At 72.1% G+C, this 19,669-nt stretch carries 18 protein-coding genes; 8 read left to right on the plus strand and 10 right to left on the minus strand.

Going from position 1 to position 19,669, the window contains the following annotated elements:
• Nucleotides 1-58 precede the first annotated feature (58 nt).
• From ACSDR0_RS20945 to ACSDR0_RS20965, 5 genes are read right to left on the minus strand one after another with little or no spacing between them, the layout of a single operon-like run.
• Entirely contained in the window at nucleotides 59-655 is a 597-nt protein-coding gene (locus ACSDR0_RS20945) for a DUF1349 domain-containing protein (protein ID WP_435290540.1), read from the minus strand.
• Nucleotides 652-1,617: a Gfo/Idh/MocA family protein gene (locus ACSDR0_RS20950; RefSeq protein ID WP_435290541.1), complete on the minus strand. Its 966-nt coding sequence runs from the start codon at nucleotides 1,615-1,617 to the stop codon at nucleotides 652-654. The genes ACSDR0_RS20945 and ACSDR0_RS20950 overlap by 4 nt, the downstream gene beginning before the upstream one ends.
• On the minus strand, nucleotides 1,599-2,609 hold the full coding sequence (locus ACSDR0_RS20955) for a zinc-dependent alcohol dehydrogenase (RefSeq protein ID WP_435290542.1): 1,011 nt from the start codon (nucleotides 2,607-2,609) through the stop codon (nucleotides 1,599-1,601). The genes ACSDR0_RS20950 and ACSDR0_RS20955 overlap by 19 nt, the downstream gene beginning before the upstream one ends.
• Nucleotide 2,610: 1 nt before the next feature.
• The gene (locus ACSDR0_RS20960) at nucleotides 2,611-4,701 is read right to left on the minus strand and encodes a N,N-dimethylformamidase beta subunit family domain-containing protein (RefSeq protein ID WP_435290543.1); all 2,091 of its coding nucleotides are present in this window, start codon (nucleotides 4,699-4,701) and stop codon (nucleotides 2,611-2,613) included.
• The gene (locus ACSDR0_RS20965) at nucleotides 4,698-5,915 is read right to left on the minus strand and encodes a galactosyltransferase-related protein (protein WP_435290544.1); all 1,218 of its coding nucleotides are present in this window, start codon (nucleotides 5,913-5,915) and stop codon (nucleotides 4,698-4,700) included. Before ACSDR0_RS20965 ends, ACSDR0_RS20960 begins: the two co-directional genes overlap by 4 nt.
• Before the next feature lie 303 nt (nucleotides 5,916-6,218).
• On the opposite strand from ACSDR0_RS20965, the gene ACSDR0_RS20970 reads away from it, so the two are divergent.
• The 6 genes from ACSDR0_RS20970 to ACSDR0_RS20995 are packed head-to-tail and all read left to right on the plus strand — an operon-like array spanning nucleotide 6,219 to nucleotide 13,974.
• Entirely contained in the window at nucleotides 6,219-7,412 is a 1,194-nt protein-coding gene (locus ACSDR0_RS20970; RefSeq protein ID WP_435290545.1) for a radical SAM protein, read from the plus strand.
• A gap of 15 nt (nucleotides 7,413-7,427) precedes the next feature.
• Nucleotides 7,428-9,509, plus strand: a complete 2,082-nt coding sequence (locus ACSDR0_RS20975; protein ID WP_435290546.1) for a DegT/DnrJ/EryC1/StrS family aminotransferase — start codon at nucleotides 7,428-7,430, stop codon at nucleotides 9,507-9,509.
• Nucleotides 9,506-10,696 (plus strand): hypothetical protein, encoded by a 1,191-nt coding sequence (locus ACSDR0_RS20980; RefSeq protein WP_435290547.1) that lies wholly within the window; start codon nucleotides 9,506-9,508, stop codon nucleotides 10,694-10,696. The genes ACSDR0_RS20975 and ACSDR0_RS20980 overlap by 4 nt, the downstream gene beginning before the upstream one ends.
• 44 nt (nucleotides 10,697-10,740) lie before the next feature.
• Complete coding sequence (locus ACSDR0_RS20985; protein WP_435290548.1) at nucleotides 10,741-11,802, plus strand: hypothetical protein; 1,062 nt, start codon at nucleotides 10,741-10,743, stop codon at nucleotides 11,800-11,802.
• The gene (locus ACSDR0_RS20990; RefSeq protein WP_435290549.1) at nucleotides 11,802-12,671 is read left to right on the plus strand and encodes a phytanoyl-CoA dioxygenase family protein; all 870 of its coding nucleotides are present in this window, start codon (nucleotides 11,802-11,804) and stop codon (nucleotides 12,669-12,671) included. The genes ACSDR0_RS20985 and ACSDR0_RS20990 overlap by 1 nt, the downstream gene beginning before the upstream one ends.
• On the plus strand, nucleotides 12,658-13,974 hold the full coding sequence (locus ACSDR0_RS20995) for an MFS transporter (RefSeq protein ID WP_435290550.1): 1,317 nt from the start codon (nucleotides 12,658-12,660) through the stop codon (nucleotides 13,972-13,974). Before ACSDR0_RS20990 ends, ACSDR0_RS20995 begins: the two co-directional genes overlap by 14 nt.
• Before the next feature lie 69 nt (nucleotides 13,975-14,043).
• Here ACSDR0_RS20995 and ACSDR0_RS21000 read toward each other — a convergent pair whose 3' ends face one another.
• Together ACSDR0_RS21000 and ACSDR0_RS21005 are read right to left on the minus strand one after the other, a co-directional pair.
• On the minus strand, nucleotides 14,044-15,186 hold the full coding sequence (locus ACSDR0_RS21000; RefSeq protein WP_435290551.1) for an AI-2E family transporter: 1,143 nt from the start codon (nucleotides 15,184-15,186) through the stop codon (nucleotides 14,044-14,046).
• Between the two features lie 139 nt (nucleotides 15,187-15,325).
• Nucleotides 15,326-15,928: a helix-turn-helix domain-containing protein gene (locus tag ACSDR0_RS21005; protein WP_435290552.1), complete on the minus strand. Its 603-nt coding sequence runs from the start codon at nucleotides 15,926-15,928 to the stop codon at nucleotides 15,326-15,328.
• A 213-nt stretch (nucleotides 15,929-16,141) separates the two neighbouring features.
• Here ACSDR0_RS21005 and ACSDR0_RS21010 point away from each other — a divergent pair, with 213 nt between their 5' ends.
• Nucleotides 16,142-16,738, plus strand: coding sequence for a class I SAM-dependent methyltransferase (locus ACSDR0_RS21010; RefSeq protein WP_435290553.1), 597 nt, complete (start codon nucleotides 16,142-16,144; stop codon nucleotides 16,736-16,738).
• A gap of 134 nt (nucleotides 16,739-16,872) precedes the next feature.
• Here ACSDR0_RS21010 and ACSDR0_RS21015 read toward each other — a convergent pair whose 3' ends face one another.
• From ACSDR0_RS21015 to ACSDR0_RS21025, 3 genes are all read right to left on the minus strand, one after another.
• Nucleotides 16,873-17,586 carry a cation transporter gene (locus ACSDR0_RS21015; RefSeq protein WP_435290554.1) on the minus strand — a complete coding sequence of 238 codons (714 nt, stop codon included), beginning with the start codon at nucleotides 17,584-17,586 and terminating at the stop codon, nucleotides 16,873-16,875.
• On the minus strand, nucleotides 17,586-17,921 hold the full coding sequence (cmtR, locus tag ACSDR0_RS21020; RefSeq protein ID WP_435290555.1) for a Cd(II)/Pb(II)-sensing metalloregulatory transcriptional regulator CmtR: 336 nt from the start codon (nucleotides 17,919-17,921) through the stop codon (nucleotides 17,586-17,588). The genes ACSDR0_RS21015 and cmtR overlap by 1 nt, the downstream gene beginning before the upstream one ends.
• 87 nt (nucleotides 17,922-18,008) lie before the next feature.
• Complete coding sequence (locus ACSDR0_RS21025; RefSeq protein ID WP_435290556.1) at nucleotides 18,009-18,527, minus strand: hypothetical protein; 519 nt, start codon at nucleotides 18,525-18,527, stop codon at nucleotides 18,009-18,011.
• Nucleotides 18,528-18,668: 141 nt separating this feature from the next.
• Between ACSDR0_RS21025 and ACSDR0_RS21030 the strand changes: the two genes are divergently transcribed.
• Nucleotides 18,669-19,394: a TetR/AcrR family transcriptional regulator gene (locus tag ACSDR0_RS21030; RefSeq protein WP_435290557.1), complete on the plus strand. Its 726-nt coding sequence runs from the start codon at nucleotides 18,669-18,671 to the stop codon at nucleotides 19,392-19,394.
• Nucleotides 19,395-19,669: the final 275 nt, after the last annotated feature.

The following is a 19,669-nucleotide window of genomic DNA, read 5'->3' on the forward strand; positions in this document are numbered from 1 at the left end:
CGCGGGCGCGGGAGCCCTGCCGGGGCGGGCCCCGCGACGTCCGGCGGGGAGAGGCGGGTCACTCCCCGCCGCGCAGGTCGGCCAGGCGCTTGGGCGAGTACTCGATGTCCTCGAAGCGCACGGTGCAGCCGTCGCCGGTGGGGCTCTGCGCGAGGAAGCCGACCTCCGGGTCACCGTCGAGCGCGAAGTATCTGATGAGGTTCCAGAAACCGGACTCGTCGGCGACGTGGAAGGCGAAGGCGGACCCGAGGCGGGAGATCCGCAGCCGGATGTCCCGGCTGTCCATGGTCACGGAGTTGCAGTCGTCGGACACCCCGCGGGTGACCACCGAGACGATCGTGGGTTTGCCCTGCGGGGAGAGTTCGAGGCAGAACTTGGCCCACCGGTCGTCGTCGGCGTACAGCAGCAGGACGGCCGCGTCGTAGGTGGACAGCAGGTCGAGCCTGACCCGCGCGCTGAGGGTGAAGTCGCCGTCCAGGCGGCCGACGAGGGCGGGGGCGTTGGCGTAGCGGTTCGGCTCTCCGGGGTCGGAGAAGAGGTCGGTGCCCGCTCCCGCGCTGATGGAGAGCGCGTCGCCGTCGGCGCTCCAGCCCTCGGGCCGGTTCAGCCAGCGCAGCGGCGTGGGAAAGGCGGGCAGGGAGACGGGCTCGTTCACGGGTTTTCCTCCAGAGGGGTTGCGATCGCGTAGGCGGCCGCGATGAGACGATCGACGATGTCGGCGTCGCGGACGGGGCAGACCGGATCGGTCCCGTCCCGCACGCTGCGGGCGAAGTCGGCCATGAGGGGAAGGTGCGGGTTCTCCGGCGGGGGAAGGAACTCCTCGACGGCGATTCCGTCGACGATCCCGCGCACGGCCCCCGAGTCGAGGGGGTCGAGCTCCAGATGGCCGCCGTCGAAGGACAGGCGCAGCCGGTCGCGGCGGGCACCGGGCGCCCACGCCGCCTCCAGGCCGGCCAGGCCTCCCGACGGCCAGGCCAGCTCCACCCGGGCGAGGCGCTCCGCGCCCAGGTCGAAGGGCAGGCCCGTCCGCGCGCCGGTCACGACCGGCTCCCCCAGCAGCCAGGAGAGCAGGTCGAGGCGGTGACTGCCCACGTCGGCGAGCACTCCCCCGCCGGAGAGCGCGGGATCGGTGCGCCAGATCCTGGGATCGTCCGGCCCCGGGTCGAAAGGGCTCCGGAACTCCACGACCGCATGGTGTACGGCACGCCCGCGCAGGATCTCGCGCACCCGCCCGAGCGCGGGCGCGAGCCGGCGGTAGTAGGCGACGCCCGCGTGGGCGGTGTCCAGCTCGGGCGCCGTCCCGCCGAGCGGCTTCTCCACGAGTACCGGCAGGCCCGCGCGCGCCGCCGCGACCGCGAGGGGCAGGTGCGCCGCCACCGGCGTGGCGACGTAGACGACCTCGGCCACGTCGAGCAGGGCGCTGTAGTCGGACGTGCCGAGGGCGCCGGACCCGCCTGGGGAGCCTCCGATCTCCTCGCAGGTCGCCCTGGCCCGCGCGGCGTCCCGGCCCCACACGCAGGCGACGGTCTCACCCAGGGACAGCAGGGCGGGCAGGGCCTTCCTGCGGACGATGTCGCCGTATCCGGCGACCCCCCATTTCAGTCCCGATCCGGACATATGGCGATCTTCAGCGTATTCGGGGGCGGGGTCTGGAACGGCGCGACGCTTCCGGCCGGATGAAGGGTGGGGCTCTCGGAAAGGCGGTCGAGGGCGTCCTGGAGTCGCGCCAGCGGGTAAACGGCGCTGAGGATCACGTCGAGGCGCAGGCGCCCGGTGAACGTGGCGGCCAGCCGCTCGGCCACGCGCATCGCCTCGGCCCTCGCGGTGTCGGTCGGCTCGGCGGAACTGTGCACCCTCAGCCCCTTCTTCTCCCACTTGACCATGTCGAAGGTGACGTGGGTGTCGATGTGGTGGGTGCCGAGGAAGACGACGAGACCGTTCTGCCGGACCATGTCGACGCAGGCGTTGGCGGTGTGCGGAGTGCCGACCGCCTCGATGGCGACGTCGAACTCCGCCCCCAGCTCCTCCGGTACGGCCTGCGGCGACTTCACCAGCGAGGTCCGGTCCGCGCCCAGCAGGACCGAGCGCTCCAGACGCCAGGGGTCCAGGTCGGCGACGGCGATCTCGGCCGCGCCACGCAGCCGTGCGACCTGCAGGGCCATCAGCCCGACCGGCCCCTGCCCCACGATGGCCACCCGGTCGCCCAGCCGCACCCCCCGGGTCGCGTGCACGGCCAGGGGCAGGAGTTGCAGGATCGCGCCCTGCTCGAAGGGCACGTCGTCGGGAAGGGCGCCCACACTGACCTCCCTCGCCGCCGCGTACTCGGCGAACCCCGAGGTGAGCGGGGTGCGCACGAACACCCGCCGCCCCGGCGCGACACGGGTCACCTGCGCTCCCACGGCCTCCACGGTGCCGGCGACCTCGTGGCCGAAGCAGCCGGTCGCGCAGTGGTCGCGCAGGCCGAAGTAGTGATAGTAGGCCAGGTCACTGCGGTTGCAGACGGTGCAGGCGCCCACCCGGACGAGCACGTCGCCCGGCCCGATGGACGGGACGGGCGCGTCGCCGTCCAGGCGGATGCGGTGTCGGTCGACGAGTTCGATCCGGCGCACGTCACTCCTCGTTTCCGGTCCGTGGACGTTCCGTGGTCCTGCCGCGGATCGGCCCGTTTCCGGTCCGCGGACGTTCCGTGATCCCGCCGCGGATCGGCCCGTTTCCGGTCCGCGGACGTTCCGTGGTCCCGCCGCGGACCAGCTCGCGCCAGAACAGGTCGCCGCCCGGCGTGGCGCCGACGAGCCTGCCCGCCGTGCCGGTCAGCGTGGACAGCCCGGGGGTGGCGCCCCAGGGGGCCCATCCGTCGTCGCCCCCCATCCTGACCCGCAGTTCCCCGTCGAGGGTCAGCCCGATCAGCCGTCCCCCCACATGGGCGAGCGCGGCGAGCCTCGGCCCGTCGTCTCCGGCGCGGGCCCACGGTTCGGACCGCCCGGCGGCGAGCGGGCGCTGCCACAGTTCGCCTCCGGCACCGGTGGCGAACATGGTCTGGTCGACGGGGGCGATCCCGACCGCCTCCGGCGGGGCGTCGTACAGGTCCCTCCAGGGCGCCTGCCCGGTCACCGGCTCGCGGGCGACGACGCGCCCTTCGGCGTGCAGGCCGTACAGGAGGACGGGTGATCCTGGCGTGGCCTCGCGCGGCGCGGCCAGCGCCACCAGGCCGGGCGCGGGCTCGATCCGCCGCCATCTCAGGTTCTGGGTGCGGTACGGCCGTACCCACAGATCGCCGTCGGCCAGGACGGCGAAGAGCCGGTGCTCGCAGGCGGCGAGCGCGAGCGCGGCCGCCCCGCGGCCCATCGGCTCCCACCAGCCGGGGTCGCCGGCGAGCCGGGCGAGCACGTTGCGGGTGACGCGGTCGACGATCGGATCGTCGAGGGCGTCACCCCAGCCGATCGTGGCCGCGTTGAAGACGGTGCCCGCCCCCCTGCGCATGATGCCCATGGTGGCGTGGCCGCCCTGGCCCAGCTGCCGCCAGTGGCGCAGGTCGGCGGTGGCCAGGATGGCGAAGTCGGCGGGGGTGCCGTCGGCGCCCGTCGCCAGCGGGATACCGTCGACCTCCTCGTACTCCGCGGCGTCGGTCTCGTATCCGACCGCGCCCCTGCCGAAGGTGTCGCCGTCGCGCAGCCCCGTGCCCTCGAACACCCAGTGCTCGGCGAAGCGCACCGTGTACGCCTCGGACTTCATGGCGTCCATGTCCTCCCAGCAGCCCGCGCCGCGCCGGAAGCTCACGCCGGTCAGGCCGTTCTCCGGCCGGCACACCGGGGAACCCGACCACTCCACGGTGACCAGGCTCGGGTCGGTCGCGGCCATCGGGTCGAGCAGGGCGTCACGGTGACACACCATGGTTCGGCCGTCGTCCTCCAGCCGGACCTGCCACCAGCACGTGTTGCCGCCGAAGAAGGCGATGTTCCCCCCGGCCGCCACGAAGGACTCCGCGGCGTCGCGCATCTCCCGGGTCCAGTACTCGTCGTGCCCGGGGATCACGAGCAGGCGGCGGTCGCGCAGCAGCGTGCCCGGATCCTCGTGCAGGTCCAGGTTGGAGCAGTAGTCGGCCCGGACGCCGCTGCGGCTCAGCCACCGGTAGAAGTGGTCCTCCCAGTTGCCCGCCGGTCCGCCGCCGGGACGGTCGAAGGTGACCCGGCCGGCCCGTTCGGCGCTCTCGGTGGGATACAGGCCCTCCCCCGGCACGCCGGCCCTGTTGTACGCCTGCCAGGTGAGGAAGGGCACGGACACCAGGATCGCCCCGGCGGTCCGCGGTTCGCGGGGCCTGACGACGAAGTAGGTCTCTTCCTCCTGGCCGCCGAGGGTGAACGCCACGGCGTAGAGCGAGCTGGGCCAGCTGTCGGGGACGTCCAGGGTCCACCAGGGCCCGGCGGCGTCCAGCTCGGCCCTGACCTCGCCGGTCACGGCGTCGCGCACCCGGGCGCGGCAACTGATCGCGCCATGCTCGCCGCCGTCCGCCGGGGCGCCGGTCGTCGGGGCGTCGCCAGCCGCGCCGTCGGCGGCCAGATCGTCGGCCGCCGGGCCGCCGGTCATCGGCGCGTCGGTCATCAGGTCGCCGATCATCAGGTCGCCGGTCGCCAGGCGGAAGCGTAACGACCCGCCCTGCGGCACCGACGTGCGCGTCGCGTAGGCGCGAACGGCCGAGGTCATCCCCTGGGACCGCGCAGATCGCCGTAACCGCCGGTGGCGGTCCAGCTCAGCGGGTCGATGTGGGCGTTGAACGGCACCCCGTCCAAGGTCATCTCCGGACGCGGGTGGGCCAGGTGCAGCAGCGGATCGTCGAACCGGGTGAACCGCCCGGCCAGGCTCAGCCGCGCCACGACGTCGTCGTCCTCGCCGCCCCAGCCCTGGTACCGCTCGTCGAACCCGCCGATCGTGTCGAAGATCGTGGTTCTGGCCCAGAGGCAGGCCCCGGGCGGCTCCTTCAGCACCAGCGAGCGCACGGTGTCGACCGGCACGTCGGCCTCGCCGCGCTCGCAGCGGCGGCGGATGGCGAAGGAGGAGGACTCGAGGTCGAGGCAGAACATGCGGCGGTAGGGCAGGAAGGCCGAGAGTTCGGGCTCGCGCGCCATCCGGTCCAGGTTCCGGCTCAGGAACCGGCGGTCCGCCAGGATGTCGGTGTCGAGCACGCAGATCAGCTCGGGCTCGCCCGGGGTGTCGCGAACCCCGACGTTGACCGCCCAGGACTTGTTGAAATGCCCGTCGTGCCGCGCGAACACGTAGTGGTCCACCAGCGGTTCGACGGTGTCGCGCCAGGTGGGCGCGGAGTCGGACTCGACCACGGTGACGCTCACCTCGTCGCCGTGACCCTCCTGGTCCCGCAGGGCGGCCAGGCAGGCCAGCAGGTTGCGGGTACGGGCGCCGCCGACGCGGTCCCGGAAGGGGATCACGATCACGGCCCGCGCCCCCGCCGTCCGTGCTCCCGGCGTTCCCGGCGTTCTTGACGCCCCCCGCGTTCCCGGCCGCGACCAGGCGGAGACGTCGGCCACCGACACCTCGGCGGCGGAGCGGCCGGACAGCGCGCCGTTGTGGTAGTCCACCAGCACGTGCGCATCGGCCTCGGCGATCAGCTTCCCGAGGCGCGCGCGGTCGGCGGGCGAGCGATCCAGCAGGGGGACGAGCGCGTCGGCCAGGGCGGCCTCCAGCCCGCGGTCCCCGGGCGAGGCGGCGAAACGGCCCAGGTCCTCCGCCGCGGGATCTCCGGCCACGAAGCCGGCCAGGGCGGTGGCCACCGCGCCGTAGTGCGGGCCGCTGATCTCCCACCAGTCGGCGGCCACCATGGGAACCGATGGATCGTTGGCGAGGAAGACGTAGGCGGCCAGTCTGCACCCGAGCGTCCGCGTGTCCGGGGGCGATTCCGGCATTTCGGATGACGCTATCGGGGTTTCTGTCATGCCGTTTTCCTCCACCTGCACGAATTCCCTCCAGCAGCGCGAATGCCGAGCCCGACGTACCGTATCGTGCTCAAAAATGCCTCACAAGGGGACTTGACCGGCTTTAAAATATCATTTAGCCTCCCCGGAGAGCGCTCTCGCGGTCGGAATGCCATGCCTTCGACCCGAGCTCGACTTACCCGAAGACGTATCGAAACGGCGTACAACGTGCGTCGGCTCTGGCATACAAGGACCGGGCTAAACGAATCCTTCCTGGTCGAACGGGGGACGGAAATGTCGAACGAGAGCTACAGGGCGGCGAGACCCATCAACGGGGACGGCCTGGCGGAGGTCGCCCTTGACCAGGCGCACGCTCCCGACAAGGTCATGGCCCACGAGGACCTGCTCAGGAAGTTCGTCAACGGGGAGACCTTCCGGCCCGTCCACATGCGCATCGGCATCATGGGTGCCTGCAATATGCGCTGCAATTTTTGCAACTTCCACTCGCCTAACGAAGAGAATTTCTACGATCTGTTCTCCTTCAAGGACGCGATTCCCACCGACAAGAGCGTCAAGCTCATGCGGGAGTTCGCCGAATCGGGCGGCCGGGCCGTCACGTTCTGCGGCAGCGGCGAGTGCACCATTCACCGCGGCTACTCGGAGATCTGCAATTCCGGGCACGCGGCCGGGCTGCGCATCGGCCTCATCACCAACGGTTCCCGCCTGCACCGGGACGACATCGCCGACTGCGTGGTCAACACCCACACCTGGGTGCGCATCGGCCTCAACGCGGGCACCGAGGCGACCTTCAACGAAATCACCCGGGACCGCGAGCAGACGTTCAAGTCCTTCCTCGGCTCCGTCCGCAGGCTGCGCGACAACGCCGTCGATCCGGAGTTCCGCATCGGCTTCAACTTCGTGATCACCATGCAGAACTACCGGGAGATCGCGGAGGCCGCCCGGATAGCGCGCGACTCGGGGGCCCACTACGTCCGGTTCGAGCCGGAGTTCTACAGCTCGATGGGTCACGAGACGATCGAGGACGTCATGGCGGAGGTTTCCGGCGCGCTCGACGAGGTCTCCGCGCTGTCGTCGGAGGAGTTCGAGGTCTCCGTGCCCAAGCTCGACCGGGGGCCGATGGACCAGGTGGAGTCCGTCGAGGGCGACTTCGACCACTGCCACTACAGCCGTTTCGTCACGGCCGTCGGCGCGGACGGTCACCTCTACCCCTGCCCCCAGGTGCACCTGAACAGCCGCTACCGCATCGGCAACGTGCTCCAGGACGGCTACCTCAACGTCCTTGAGGGCGGCCCCAGGGCCGAGTGGGAGGCGAGCAATCCCCTCAGGACCGACCTGTGCAAATCCTGCTTCTACCGGCCGCAGAACGAGCTGCTCGAATGGCTGCGCAAGGGGCGGGTCAAGCTGGACGACGCGCTGGCCGCGTACCGCGTCGAGGTCCCGCACGCGCTCCACGCCGACTTCGTCTGAGATCCGAGGCTCGCGTTGACGTCGATCGACCGGTTCCACCACCTCGGCCACTCCCCGGTCGATCCCGTCCCCGGCTCTCCCGCGCCGGACCAGGCCGTCCGTAACGGCCAGGTGCGCCGGGCGGTGGCCAGGCTGGCCGCCACCCGGCGGGTGGCCCTTCGCGTGCGCTCCACCCGCAGGCAGGAGGGCGGGGAGCCGCGGGTGGACCACTACCTCTTCGAGCACGAAGGGCGCCGGGATCTGCGCGCGGTCATGCTGGCCCCGCCGGGCCCGGGACCGTGGCCGGCCGTATTGGTCTGCGCGGGGCGCAACGCCACCCTGGAACGGGTCACCGGGCTCCTGCCTCCCGACCACCCCGGCCGCGACGTCGCCGCGCACCTGACCCGGGCCGGCTTCCTGACGCTCACCCTCGACCACGGCCTCGACCGGTGGGCCGAGCCGGCCACGCTGGGCGGGCGCGACCCGGGCGACGTGCTGGACGGCACGCTGCGGCTGCGCGGCGGGAGCCTCCTCGGGGCGCTGGCGGAGGACGCGGGGGCCGCGCTCGACTGGCTGCTCGCGCACCCGGACGTGGCCCCCGGGCGGGTCGGCCTGTTCGGGCACAGCATGGGCGCGGCCGTGGCGCTGCACGCCGCGCTGCTGCGGGAGGAGCCGCTCCCGCTGTGCGCCGCCAGCCATCTGGGCACGTACGAGACGATGATCGGCCGGTCGCTGGCCTGGAACCAGTACGTCGCCCTGCCGTCCATCCTGCGCCACGCCGACCTCCCCGACCTGTACGCGGCGCTGGCCCCGGCTCCCCTGCAGGTCCAGTACGGCACGGCCGACGGGCGCCTCGATCCCGGCGACGCCAAGAGCGCCGGCGAGCGGATCGTGAGCGCCCACGGCACGGCCGAGATCCTGCCGCTGCCCATGGGCCACGGCACCGGCCTGGCCGAGGCGGCGGACTTCTTCACCCGTTCCCTGGCCGAGCCCGCCACCGGCGCTCCGGACGTGCCCGCGGCCAAGGTGGGTTTCGACGTCCGGGCACGCCTGGACATCCTGGACCTGGTCGACGACGCCCTGGCCTCCGGGTCGCTGACGCTCGGAACGCGCGGCACCCGGCTGGAGGCGCTCGCGAGCCGGGAGATCGGGCGCGGCACCGCGGCGGTGAGCTCGGGCTCCTCGGCCCTGGAGATCGCCCTGCGGATCGTCGGGGTCGAGGGACGCACGGTCCTGGTCCCGGCCAACACCTTCTTCGCGACCGCGGCCAGTGCCGTCCGCGCCGGTGCCCGGGTCGACTTCGTCGACATGGAGCCGGACGGTCTCGGCATGGACCCCGCGGGGCTGCGCGCCGCCCTGGCCGCCCACGAGGACGTGGCCGCGGTCGTGCCCGTGCACATCGCCGGTGTCATCGCCGACTCGCTGGCCGAAGTGCTGGCCGAGTGCGACCGGCAGGGCGTCGCCGTCGTCGAGGACGCCGCCCACGCCCTCGGATCGTCGCTGCACGGGCGCCAGGCGGGCACCTTCGGCCGGCTGGCCGCCTTCTCGCTCTACCCCACCAAGATCATCACCAGTGGCGAGGGCGGCCTGCTCAGCGCGGACGGGACCGACCTGAAGCGGATCATGCACCTGCGCGACCACGGCAAGCGGTCCTTCGAGGAGAACCTCCACGACGATCTCGGCAGCAACTGGCGCATGAGCGAGCTGCACGCGGCGGTGGGCCTGACCCATCTGGCCCGGCTGGCGGAGGTACTGGCCGAGCGCACGGTGCTGGCCGCCTGGTACGACGACGGCCTGACGGGCGTGCCCTCCCTGACCCGACCCGCCGTGCCCGAGGGGTGCGCGGCCAACCACTACAAGTATCTCGCCCTGCTGCCGGAGGGCGTCGACCGCACGGCGCTCAAGCGGCGTCTCCGCGCCGAGGGGGTACGGCTGGCGGGCGAGGTGTACGACGTCCCGCTCCACCGCCAGCCATACTTCGCCCGGCGCTTCGGGGACCGGTCCTTCCCGCACGCCGAGGCGTTCACCTCCCGCCACATCTGCCTGCCGCTCTTCCCCGGCATGACACGCGCCCAGCAGGAGCGGGTCGTCCGCGCGCTGCGGGACGCGCTCTCGTGACCGGCGAGACGGTCCTGCCCCTGCTGCGCGCGGGACGGTGGTACCGGTCGATGGACACCGTGCCCGTCCCCGGGGGCCCGCCGCTCTCCCTGGCCCCGGAGATCCTCATCCGCGACGACGGCGCGCGCCTGCGGGCACGCCGTGCCGCGACGCCCCTGCCTTCCCGCGCCCGGCGCCTGGAACTGCTCCGCGAGGCCGTCGCGCTGTTCCGGCACGGCCGCGTACCCGTCGAATCCCTCGGCGTCCAGGACGCCGGCGGGTTCGACGAGGCGATGCGCGCCACGGCGGGCCTTCCCCCCGCCCTCGTGCGACGCTGGTCGGCGATGCTCGGCGAGCGGCTGGAGGAGCTGGCGGAGGAGTCGGCCGACGCGCGCGACTCCGGCGGGCTCACCCTGGTCTCCCTGCCCGCCAACACCTTCACCTGCCTGGAAGGGGTGCTGGAGGCGGCACTGTCCGGCGCGGCGGTCTGGATCCGCCCCAGCAGGCGCGAGCCGCTGTCGTCGGCCCGTCTGCTCGGGGCCCTGCTGAGCGTGGGCTGGCCGCCCGAGACGCTGGGCTACTACCCGAGCGCGCCCCGGGCCCTGCCCACGCTGATCCGGGCGACCGACCGGCAGATCGTCTACGGCGGCGACGGCCTGGCCGCCGAACCGGCCCTGGACACCTCGTCCCTCGACCTGCGCGGCCCCGGCCGGGCCTGCGTGATCGTGGGCGCGCGGGAGCCGGTGGATCCGGAGGACCTCGCCGCGCGGATCGCGCGGGACGCGGGCCGCTTCTGCACCAGCGTGTGCACGGTGGTCTTCCTGCGGGCGGCCGAGGCCGACGCCCGCCGGGTCGCGGCCGTGCTCGACGGCATCTCCCTCGACCCGCCGGACCCGCGCCGGCCGCAGGCGTCGTGGGCCGAGGCCGACGCCGCGCGCATGGCCGCGTTCGTCTCCGACCGGCTCGCTCCCGGCGGGCGCGTCCTCACCCGGCGGCCGCTCCTGGTCAGGTCGGGCGGGATGACGTTCCTCGCGCCCACCCTCGTCCACGTCGACGACGTCGGCCATCCACTCGTCGGCTGCGAGCTGCCCTTCCCCCTCGCCGTCGTCGTCTCCACGGACGAGGCGGGGGCGCGCGGCGTCGCCGCCGGGTCCCGCTTCGTCCACCCGGCCTGCTTCGCGACCGTCCCTGAAGGAGTGTCGTCCTGAACCCGAGCAGTCATCCCCCGCCCGCCGGCTCCCTGCTGGACGCCATGCGAGAGCAGATCCCCCCCATGCGCGAATCCCTCGACGAGTGGACGGCGCGCATGATGAGCTGGCACTTCGGCGAGGAGACCGGTTCACCGTTCTGGCTGGCGCGCGGGAACCGCCTGCCCTTCGACCCGATCCGCGACGTCACGGACTACGCCTCCCTGCGCCTGTTCGGGCTGTTCGACAAGACCGACCTGCGGGGGGTGAGCGCGCGCGACCTCGTGCCCCGGGGATTCGCGGGGCGGCCGTTCCGCGTCGTGGAGACCGGCGGGACGTCCGGCCCTCCGTACCGCGTCGTCGATGTGACCCGCGCCGGTTACGACGTGCGGATGTACCGCGTGATGCTGGAGGCCCGCGGCCTGCTCGGCGGCGACATCCTGGCCATGACGCCCAGTGGCCCGCACGCTTACGGGCACTTCGTCAAGCTGCTCGGCGACAGCTGGGGGGCGGCCGTCTTCTCCGTGGACTTCGACCCGCGCTGGGTCAAGCACCTGGTTCGCACCACCGGCGGCGCCGACGCCTACGTCGGCCACCTCGTCGCGCAGACGGCCGACCTCCTGCGCGACGAGCGGATCACCCTGCTCTTCACGACCGCCAGGCTGCTCATGTCGCTGGCCCCGGCGCTGGACAAGCCCCTCGCGGAGTACGGCGTCCGCGCCGTGTGCACCGGTGGCACCTCCTGCTCGCCCGAGGAGGCGCGCTATCTCCGGGAGGAGTATCTGGACGGGGTCCAGTGGATCGACACCTACGGCAACACCCTCGCCGGACACGCCCTCCAGGGGGACGCGCCCTCCCCGGCGGAGCCGCACAGCTACCATCTGCCGCCGCCCTTCGCGGTCATGCACGTCGTCAGGCCCGACGACGTGTGGCAGGAGGTCGCCGTGGGCGAGCGGGGCCGGATCAGGGTGGTGACCCTCCTGGAGGACCTCTTCCTGCCCAACCTGCTGGAGCGGGACAGCGCGATCTCCGCCCCGCCGCATCCCTGGTTCCCCTGGCCCGGAGTGGCGCGGGTGGGACCTTACGAGGCGGAGGACGCCGACCAGATCACCGAGGGGGTCTACTGATGCCCGGAGACCGGCGAGCCGTCTCCTCCAACGGCGTGCCCATACCGTTCACCGACGATCTGTTCGCCCCGCTTCCCGACAGCAGCGCGCTGCTCGGCGACCCCGAGGCGCTGAGACGGCGGTTCCGCGACGACGGGCTGGTGCTGCTGCGGGGGTTCCTCGACCGCGAGGCGGTCCTCTCCCTGCGCGGGGCGTACCTGTCGATGTTCCCCGAAGAGCTGCTCAGGCCGGGCTCCACCCCCGAGGAGGGCGTCTTCTCCGGCCGCCCGCCGGAGGGGCTGCCCGCCCACGGGGTGAAGGACCATCCGGCCTACGACTTCGTGCGTACGGAGCGGTTCGCCTCGTTCGCCCGGCAACCGGCCCTGACGGACCTGGCCGCGACCCTGCTCGACGGTCCCGTCCGGCTCCTGCCCCGGGGCATCCTGCGCCATTTCCACGCGGGCTCGCTCCGGGCCTCCCGCGCTCACACCGACCACGCCTACATGTCCCAGGGCAGCGAGCGCGTCCTCACGATGTGGATACCCGTCGGCGACTGCCCGATGGAGACCGGGGGCCTGGTCTACCTGGAGGGCTCGCATCGGGAGCCCCTCGAGCGGTTCGACGCGGCGCGGGCCGCGAGTGATCGGGCCCACGACTCCCGGCCGATCAGCCACGACCTCCAGCTGACGGCCCGCGTCGTCGGCCGGCGATGGCTGTGGAGCGACTACGAGGCGGGCGACCTGACCGTACACAGCCCGCATGTGGTGCACGCCTCCCTCGACACCGTGACCGACGTCATGCGCGTCTCCGCCGACGTGCGGTTCATCCGCCGGGAGGACAAGGTGGACCCCCGATGGATGAAGGAGTGGGCCGGCGATGACGGCGCCTGAGAACACCACCCAGCCCGCGTCGGGGGGACTGCCTCCGGGAGAGACGCCCGGCGTGGACTCCCCCGCGGACGAGCCGCCGAAGACGCCTCCCGGGGCGGCGATGTCACGAGCCGCGGGCCGGACCCGCCTGGCCGCGATGGCCGCGTTCCTGATCGTGGGGCTCTCGTACGCCAGCTTCCTGATCAGGGTTCCCTCGCTGAAGGTGGAGCACGAGCTCTCCGCCGGGCAGCTCGGCCTCCTGCTCGTCGTCCCCTCCGTCTCGGCCCTGATCGCCATGCAGCTCGCCGGTGGCCTGGTGGCCCGGTACGGCAGCGCGCCGATCGCCCGGGTGACCGGGGTGGCGCTGCCGCTGTCCCTGGTCGGCCTCGCGCTGGCCGACGATCCGATCCAGCTCGCCGTCGCGTTGGTGATCTTCGGTCTGATCGACGGGCTTCTCGACGTCTCCATGAACGCCCACGCCATCGCGGTCGAACGCGCGCTCAAACGGCCCGTCATGAACCGCTGCCACGCCGCCTGGAGCATCGGCGCGATGGCCGCCTCCGTGCTGGGCGGCCTCGCCATCCAGGCCGGGCTCTCCCCCATGACGCACTTCCTGTGGCTGGGTGTGGCCGTGGCCCTCCTCGCGCTGGTCACCGGGCTGTGGATGCTGCCCGCCTCGGCCGACCGGCACGCGAACCAGGAGGGCGAGAAGAAGGTCCGCGTGAAGTGGCGGGACGGGTGGACCCCGCGGGTGCTCATGTTCGGCGCGATGGGCGCGATCATCCTGATCGTCGAGGGCGCGGTCGGCAACTGGAGCGGCGTCTTCCTCCTGGAGGATCGCGGCGCCACCCTCGCCGTGGCCTCGCTGGGCTACACGTTCTTCAACCTGTGCCAGACCGCCGGCCGCCTCGTCGGGGACCGCCTCCATGAGCGGTACGGCGCGCCCGCCCTGGTCAGGGTGAGCGGCGGCATCGCCCTCTGCGGCCTGCTGATGGTCGTGGCCAGCCCGGGTATCGCCGTCGCGATCGCGGGCTTCGCGGTGGTGGGAATCGGCCTCTCGGTCCTGCTCCCCCTCATCTTCAGCGCGGTGGGACACGGCGGCGCCGAGGGTCTCGGCGCGGCCGCCGCGCTCGCCAGGTTCACCACGCTGACCTACTCGGGACTGCTGCTGGGCCCCGTCCTGGTCGGCTGGTTCGCCGAGATGGTGGGCCTGGCCGCGACCTTCGCCGGGTTGCTCGTCCTGCTCGCGCTGGTGGTCCTCAACGCCAGGGCCACGGGCACGGCCGATCGGAGGGACGTCCCGCAGGAGACGCGGGAGAAGTAGGGGGCCGTACGGGAGGCGAGGCGTGGGAGACCACTCCCACGCTCCGGCACCGGCCGGCCGGCCCGTGCGTCAGGTGGGCTTCGGCGCGGGGACGGCCGCACCGGCGTCCGGTTCGCCGGTCTCCGGTTTGCCGGTCCTCGACTCCTGGGGCGGGTCGCTGAGCTGTTCGCGGAGGTAGTTCCACACCACGGCGATCAGGGCGGCGACCGGTACGGCGAGCAGGCTGCCCACGATGCCCGCCAGGCTGCCGCCCAGCGTCACCGCCAGCAGGATCACCGCCGCGTGCAGGCCGAGGCCGCGGCTCTGCACCATGGGCTGGAACACGTTCCCCTCGAGCTGCTGCACGGCGATGATGATGGCGAGCACGATCAGCGCGTCCGTCAGGCCGTTGGACACCAGCGCGATGAGGACCGCGACGAAGCCGGCGAACAGGGCTCCGATGATGGGGATGAACGCCGAGACGAAGGTCAGGACCGCCAGGGGAAGGACCAGCGGCACGCCCACGATCCACAGGCCGAGACCGATGAAGACGGCGTCGAGCAGGCCCACGAAGGCCTGGGAGAGAACGAACGACCCGAGGGTGTCCCAGCCGCGCCTGGCCACGGTCGGCACGTCCGTGGCGAGACGGCCGGGCAGCTGGCGGGTCAGCCAGGGCAGGAATCGCGGCCCGTCCTTGAGGAAGAAGAACATGAGGAAGAGCGCCAGAACCGTGGTGATCAGGCCGTTGACCACGGTGCCCAGCCCGGTGACGGTGGCGGTGACGATGCTGCCGACGCTGGCCTGGATGCGGGTGGCCGCGGTGTCGAGCGCCTTGCTGAGCTGGTCGTCGCCGATGTTCAGTGGCGGCCCGGCGGCCCAGTCGCGCAGGTGCTGGATGCCGTTGGCCACGCCGGTGGCCAGCTCGCCGGACTGGGACGCCACCGGGACGGCGATCAGCACCACGATGCCGGCGGCGACCAGGAGGAAGAGGACGGTCACGGCCGAGGCGGCCAGGGTGGGATGCCAGCCGTGCCGGCGCAGGAAGCGGGTCACGGGCCAGGTCAGCGTGGTGAGGAGCAGGGCGATCACGAGCGGCCAGATGACAGACCACATCTGACCCAGGATCCACAGGCCTAACGAGGCCGTCAGCACGACGAGCAGCATCTCCAGGGAGATGCGCGCCGACGTGCGCAACGCGGTGCGGGTCTTCTTGGCATTCAGCTTGGCGGGCACGAGAACACCCTAGACATAGTCAGATCAGCACGCGTCAATGTGGGGACCGGGCCTGGTGCGCTCGGCCAGGCGTCCAATGCGATCGCGTGTACCGGGTGCCGGCGGTCCTACCGGTACCCCCGCGCGGCCGCGGGGTCGCTCAGGCGCGGTGGAGGTCGTCGGGCCGGTAGCGGGCCTTGACGTGGACGCGTTCGCCCTGGGGGCCGAGGATGGAGAGGAACTCCACCGGGCGCTCATCGGCGTTGCCGAACCAGTGCGGGAGGTGGGTGTCGAATTCGGCGACCTCGCCGGCGGTGAGGATGAGATCTTCGTCGCCGAGCAAAACGCGCAGCCGTCCGTTGAGGACGTACAGCCAGTGGTATCCCTCGTGCGACCGGGGGTCGGGTTCGCGCCCGGCGGTCAGACCGGCGGGGAGGATGTGCTTGAACGCCTGCAGGCCGCCGGGCTTGCGGGTCAGCGGGACGACGGTCATGCCATTGCGGGTGAGCGGCCTCGGATACACCCGGGGGTCCAGATCGGCCGGGGCACCGACGAGCTCGTCGACCGGCACCCGATAGGCCCTGGCCAGAGGCAGCAGCAGGTCCAAGCCCGGTTTGCGGTGCCCGGACTCCAGCCGAGACAGAGTGCTGACCGAAATGCCGGTGGTCTCCGACAGGGCGGTCAGGGTGACACCGCGGCGGCGCCGCAACTCGCGCAGCCGGGGCCCGATCGCCGCCAGCACGGAGTCGAAATCATCACCCATACGTTTACTGTGCCCACGTTTTGCACTTTTCGCAAAGAACTTTGCCAGACGGCTCGGGTGAGGGCACGTTGGTGGCGGAGGTGGCCGCGATGACCCGAAACTCCCAGTTCAGCGGCGGTCACCGGTACGACGTGGTGGCCGGCGGCGCCCCCGAAGAGACCACGGCATCCCGCTCGGCCCCCGCACCACCCACCACCCACTGAGGACAGAGCCATGGACGCCCAGTTCTGGGATGAGATGTACCGCAGCCGCCCCCAGGTTTTCAGCGGCGACCCGAACGCGGTGCTCGTCGCCGAGGCCACCGGCCTGCCGCCGGGACGGGCGCTCGACGTCGGATGCGGCGAAGGCTCCGACGCGCTCTGGCTGGCCCGGCACGGCTGGCACGTCACGGCGGTCGACATCTCCGAAACCGCCCTGCGACGCGCCGCGGCCAGGGACGTCACGGACCGCGTGACATGGGCACGGGCCGACCCGACAAGCACGCCACCTCCGGCCGGCGCGTTCGACCTGGTGTCCGTCCAGTACTTCCCGCTCGCCCGCCGGCCGGACCACGCCGCGCTGCGCGCCCTGCTCGACGCCGTCGCCCCCGGCGGCACCCTGCTCTTCGCCACCCACGACCCCGCCGATCTGTCCCCGCGCCCAGAGCAGGGCTTCGACCCCGCCGACTACTACCGGCCCGACGACATCGCCCGGCTCCTCGACGACGACTGGACCGTCCTGATCAACGAGACCCGCCCCCGAACCACCCCGCCCCCCTCCGGCACACACCACACCCGCGACGCGGTCCTGCGAGCGCGACGCCTGCGGTAGTGGTCGACGTCGGTCACGCGCCGCTCCCGGGAAAGGTGGCGACATCAGCCTCGTTTCCGGGTGCTTCTCGCGGGTCCCCCGCCTGGACACGGGGCGGGAGCGGCCGTACGAGGGCTTGGGTCGAGGAAGGCGACTCATTCCGGCTTGCCGTCGGCAGGAGCGCGGCAAGAACAACCGGGCGCACGACCGCATTCGTCGTCACCGTCCGAAAAGGCAGCCGGGCTGGGGGCGCAGCAGCCGTCTCCGCGCCACGCTTCGCGCCCCTCCTTGACCGCCACGGCGGCGATGACCAGGGCTGCGACAGGATCGGCCCAGGACCAGCCGAACAGGCTGTTGAGCACCAGCCCGACGAGCAGCACCCCCGACAGGTAGGTGCACAGCAATGTTTGCCTGGAGTCGGCGACCGCACTCACGGAACCGAGTTCACGGCCGGTACGACGTTGGGCCGCCGACAGGAACGGCATGATCACCAGGCTCAGCGCGGCGAGCACGATGCCCGGCGTGGAGTGCACGGGCGTCTCGGCGTTCGTGAGACTCAGGAACGAATCAACGGCGACATAGGCGGCGAGCGCGAAAAAGGAGAACGCGATGATCCGCAGGGCGACGCGTTCCCGTGATTCAGGGTCGTCGCCGGAGAACTGCCATGCGACCGCGGCAGCCGAGGCCACCTCGATCACCGAATCGAGACCGAAGGCGACCAGTGCCCCGGAGGACGCGATGGTCCCCGCGGTGACGGCGACGACCGCCTCGATCACGTTGTAGGTGATGGTCGCGGCGACCAGGAGCCGGACACGGCGCCGCAGGGTCGCCCGGCGGGCAGGACCGGGGCCGAGGGTGAGGGCCCCCATCAGCACTTCCCGCCCGGTCCGTCGTCGAGGCAGGGTTCGGTGCCGTCCACGGCCAGGACGACCCCCAGGAGATCGTCGATCGCATGCGCCAACCGGCGATCGGCGATCTCGTAACGGGTCTGGCGTCCCTCGCCGATCCCGACCACCAGGCCGCAGCCCCGAAGGCAGGCCAGATGGTTCGAGACGTTCGAGCGAGTGAGCCCGAGACGTTCGGCGAGACGAGCCGGGTACTCGGCCCCTTCCAGCAGGGCGACGAGAATGCGGCAGCGGGTCGGGTCGGCCAGGGCTTTGCCCAGCCGAGCCATGGCGTCCAGGCGAGTCGCGGCGGTCAACATATCCTCACGCTACAGCCTGCGCTGTACTACAGTCCACACTGAATTCAGTATCGGCTGACCTGAATTCGGACAGAAGGACGCGGCGCCTCAGGCGATGGCCGTCGCCGCCAGGGCGAGGATCGAGGCGCCGAACACCACGGCGTGCCGGACGTTCTGGAGGGTCCACGTCCAGGCGGGGAAGCCGTCCTCGGCCGCCTTGAGCAGGGCCGGCACGTCGATGCTCGCCAGCGTCGGGTCGCCCTTGCGCTGGAATGCGGCCCGCACGGACTTCTCGGCCGTCAGCTGGCTGTAGAGGATGAGGCAGTTCGCGGCGAGGACGAGCGACTGGAAGATCCAGGTCAGGGGGCCGGCCCAGTCGCCGCCGAGCACGTTGAGCCCGGCCAGGGCCGCCATCACCGCGGCGACCGTGACCGGGGCCGCGGTCTCGTGGCCACCGGCGTCGAACCTCATCCCGTTCTCGGCCAGGACGGTGGGCCGCACCCCCTGGCGCTCCAGCTCCGCCTGCGCGCCGGCCATCGCGGTGGCCCCGTAGCGGTGCCGCACCAGCGGGATACTCACGAAGGCCGCGGCGACGAGCAGCTGCATGACGGCGACGAAAACGTTCACGACGGTCTCCTTCGTTGGGCGCCCCTCGGCGCCACATCGACTTGCACTAAGTTCAAGTCGAACGTAGAGCACTGATTGAACTAAGTGCAATAGCTCGTTTGAACTTTGTGCAAGACGCGTCGGGTGGCCTATCGTGAGCGCATGCCGCGCGACACGCTGACCACCGAACAGATCGTCCGCACCGCGATCGAGTTGCTCGACGACGAGGGCCTGGACGGCCTGAACATGCGCAGCCTGGGCAAGCGGCTCGGCACCGCCGCCACAGCGGTCTACTGGCACGTCAAGAACAAGGACAACCTCATCCAGCTCGCCGGCGACCACGTCTGGGGCGAGGTCGAGCTGCCCGACCTCGACGCGGTCGACTGGCGCACGGCGGCCACGACGATGGCCACCGGCCTGCACGCGATGCTCAGCCGCCACCCGTGGCTCGTCCAGGCCTTCGGCTCCCACCTCTTCCACGGCCTGGGCAAGGCACGCCACGACGACCACAGCCTCGCCGTCTACGAGACGGCCGGCTTCGCCGGCACGCGGGCCGACCGCGCCGCGGCCACCGTCTTCACGTTCGTCCTGGGCAACGTCCTGGGCGCCTCGGCCATGGCCTCCCTGACCAGGCGGCTGAACCGGGACGGCGGAGACGCCGAGGCACTCATCCAGGACACGATGGCCAAGGCGGTCGAGGTCGCCATGCGCTTCCCCCGGCTGCGCACCCGCCTCGAAACGCCGCCGGGTACCGACTACGCCGCCGCCCCCGACCAGACCTTCGAGTTCGGCCTCCAGGCGCTCCTCGACGGCCTTGAAACCCAGCTCGCCGGCCTGCGCGCCTCATCCGTCGCGACGCCCGGCGGACGCGAAGGTCCCTCGAACTGAGCGAAGAACCAGAGGGTGACACCAAGCTCGACACGGTCGCGGGCACCTGGTGACCGCTTCTTACCGACAGCCCGATTACGACGAGTTCGCCGCCTTCCCGCCTTCCCGCTTCCCGCCGTCGGGCGACCGGCCAAGGCCAAAGGCGCCACAGCAGAACACCGCCGGCGCGGCCCGATCGTCAGAGTCGCCGACGCGTCCGATACTGCGACGTCAACGGCAGGCCCCGGAAGGCCTGCTCGGCCGCGGCGTCGAGAGTCGCGCCGTCAATACCCCCT

It is taken from the genome of Streptosporangium sp. G11 (assembly GCF_051192615.1).
Taxonomy (GTDB): domain Bacteria; phylum Actinomycetota; class Actinomycetes; order Streptosporangiales; family Streptosporangiaceae; genus Streptosporangium.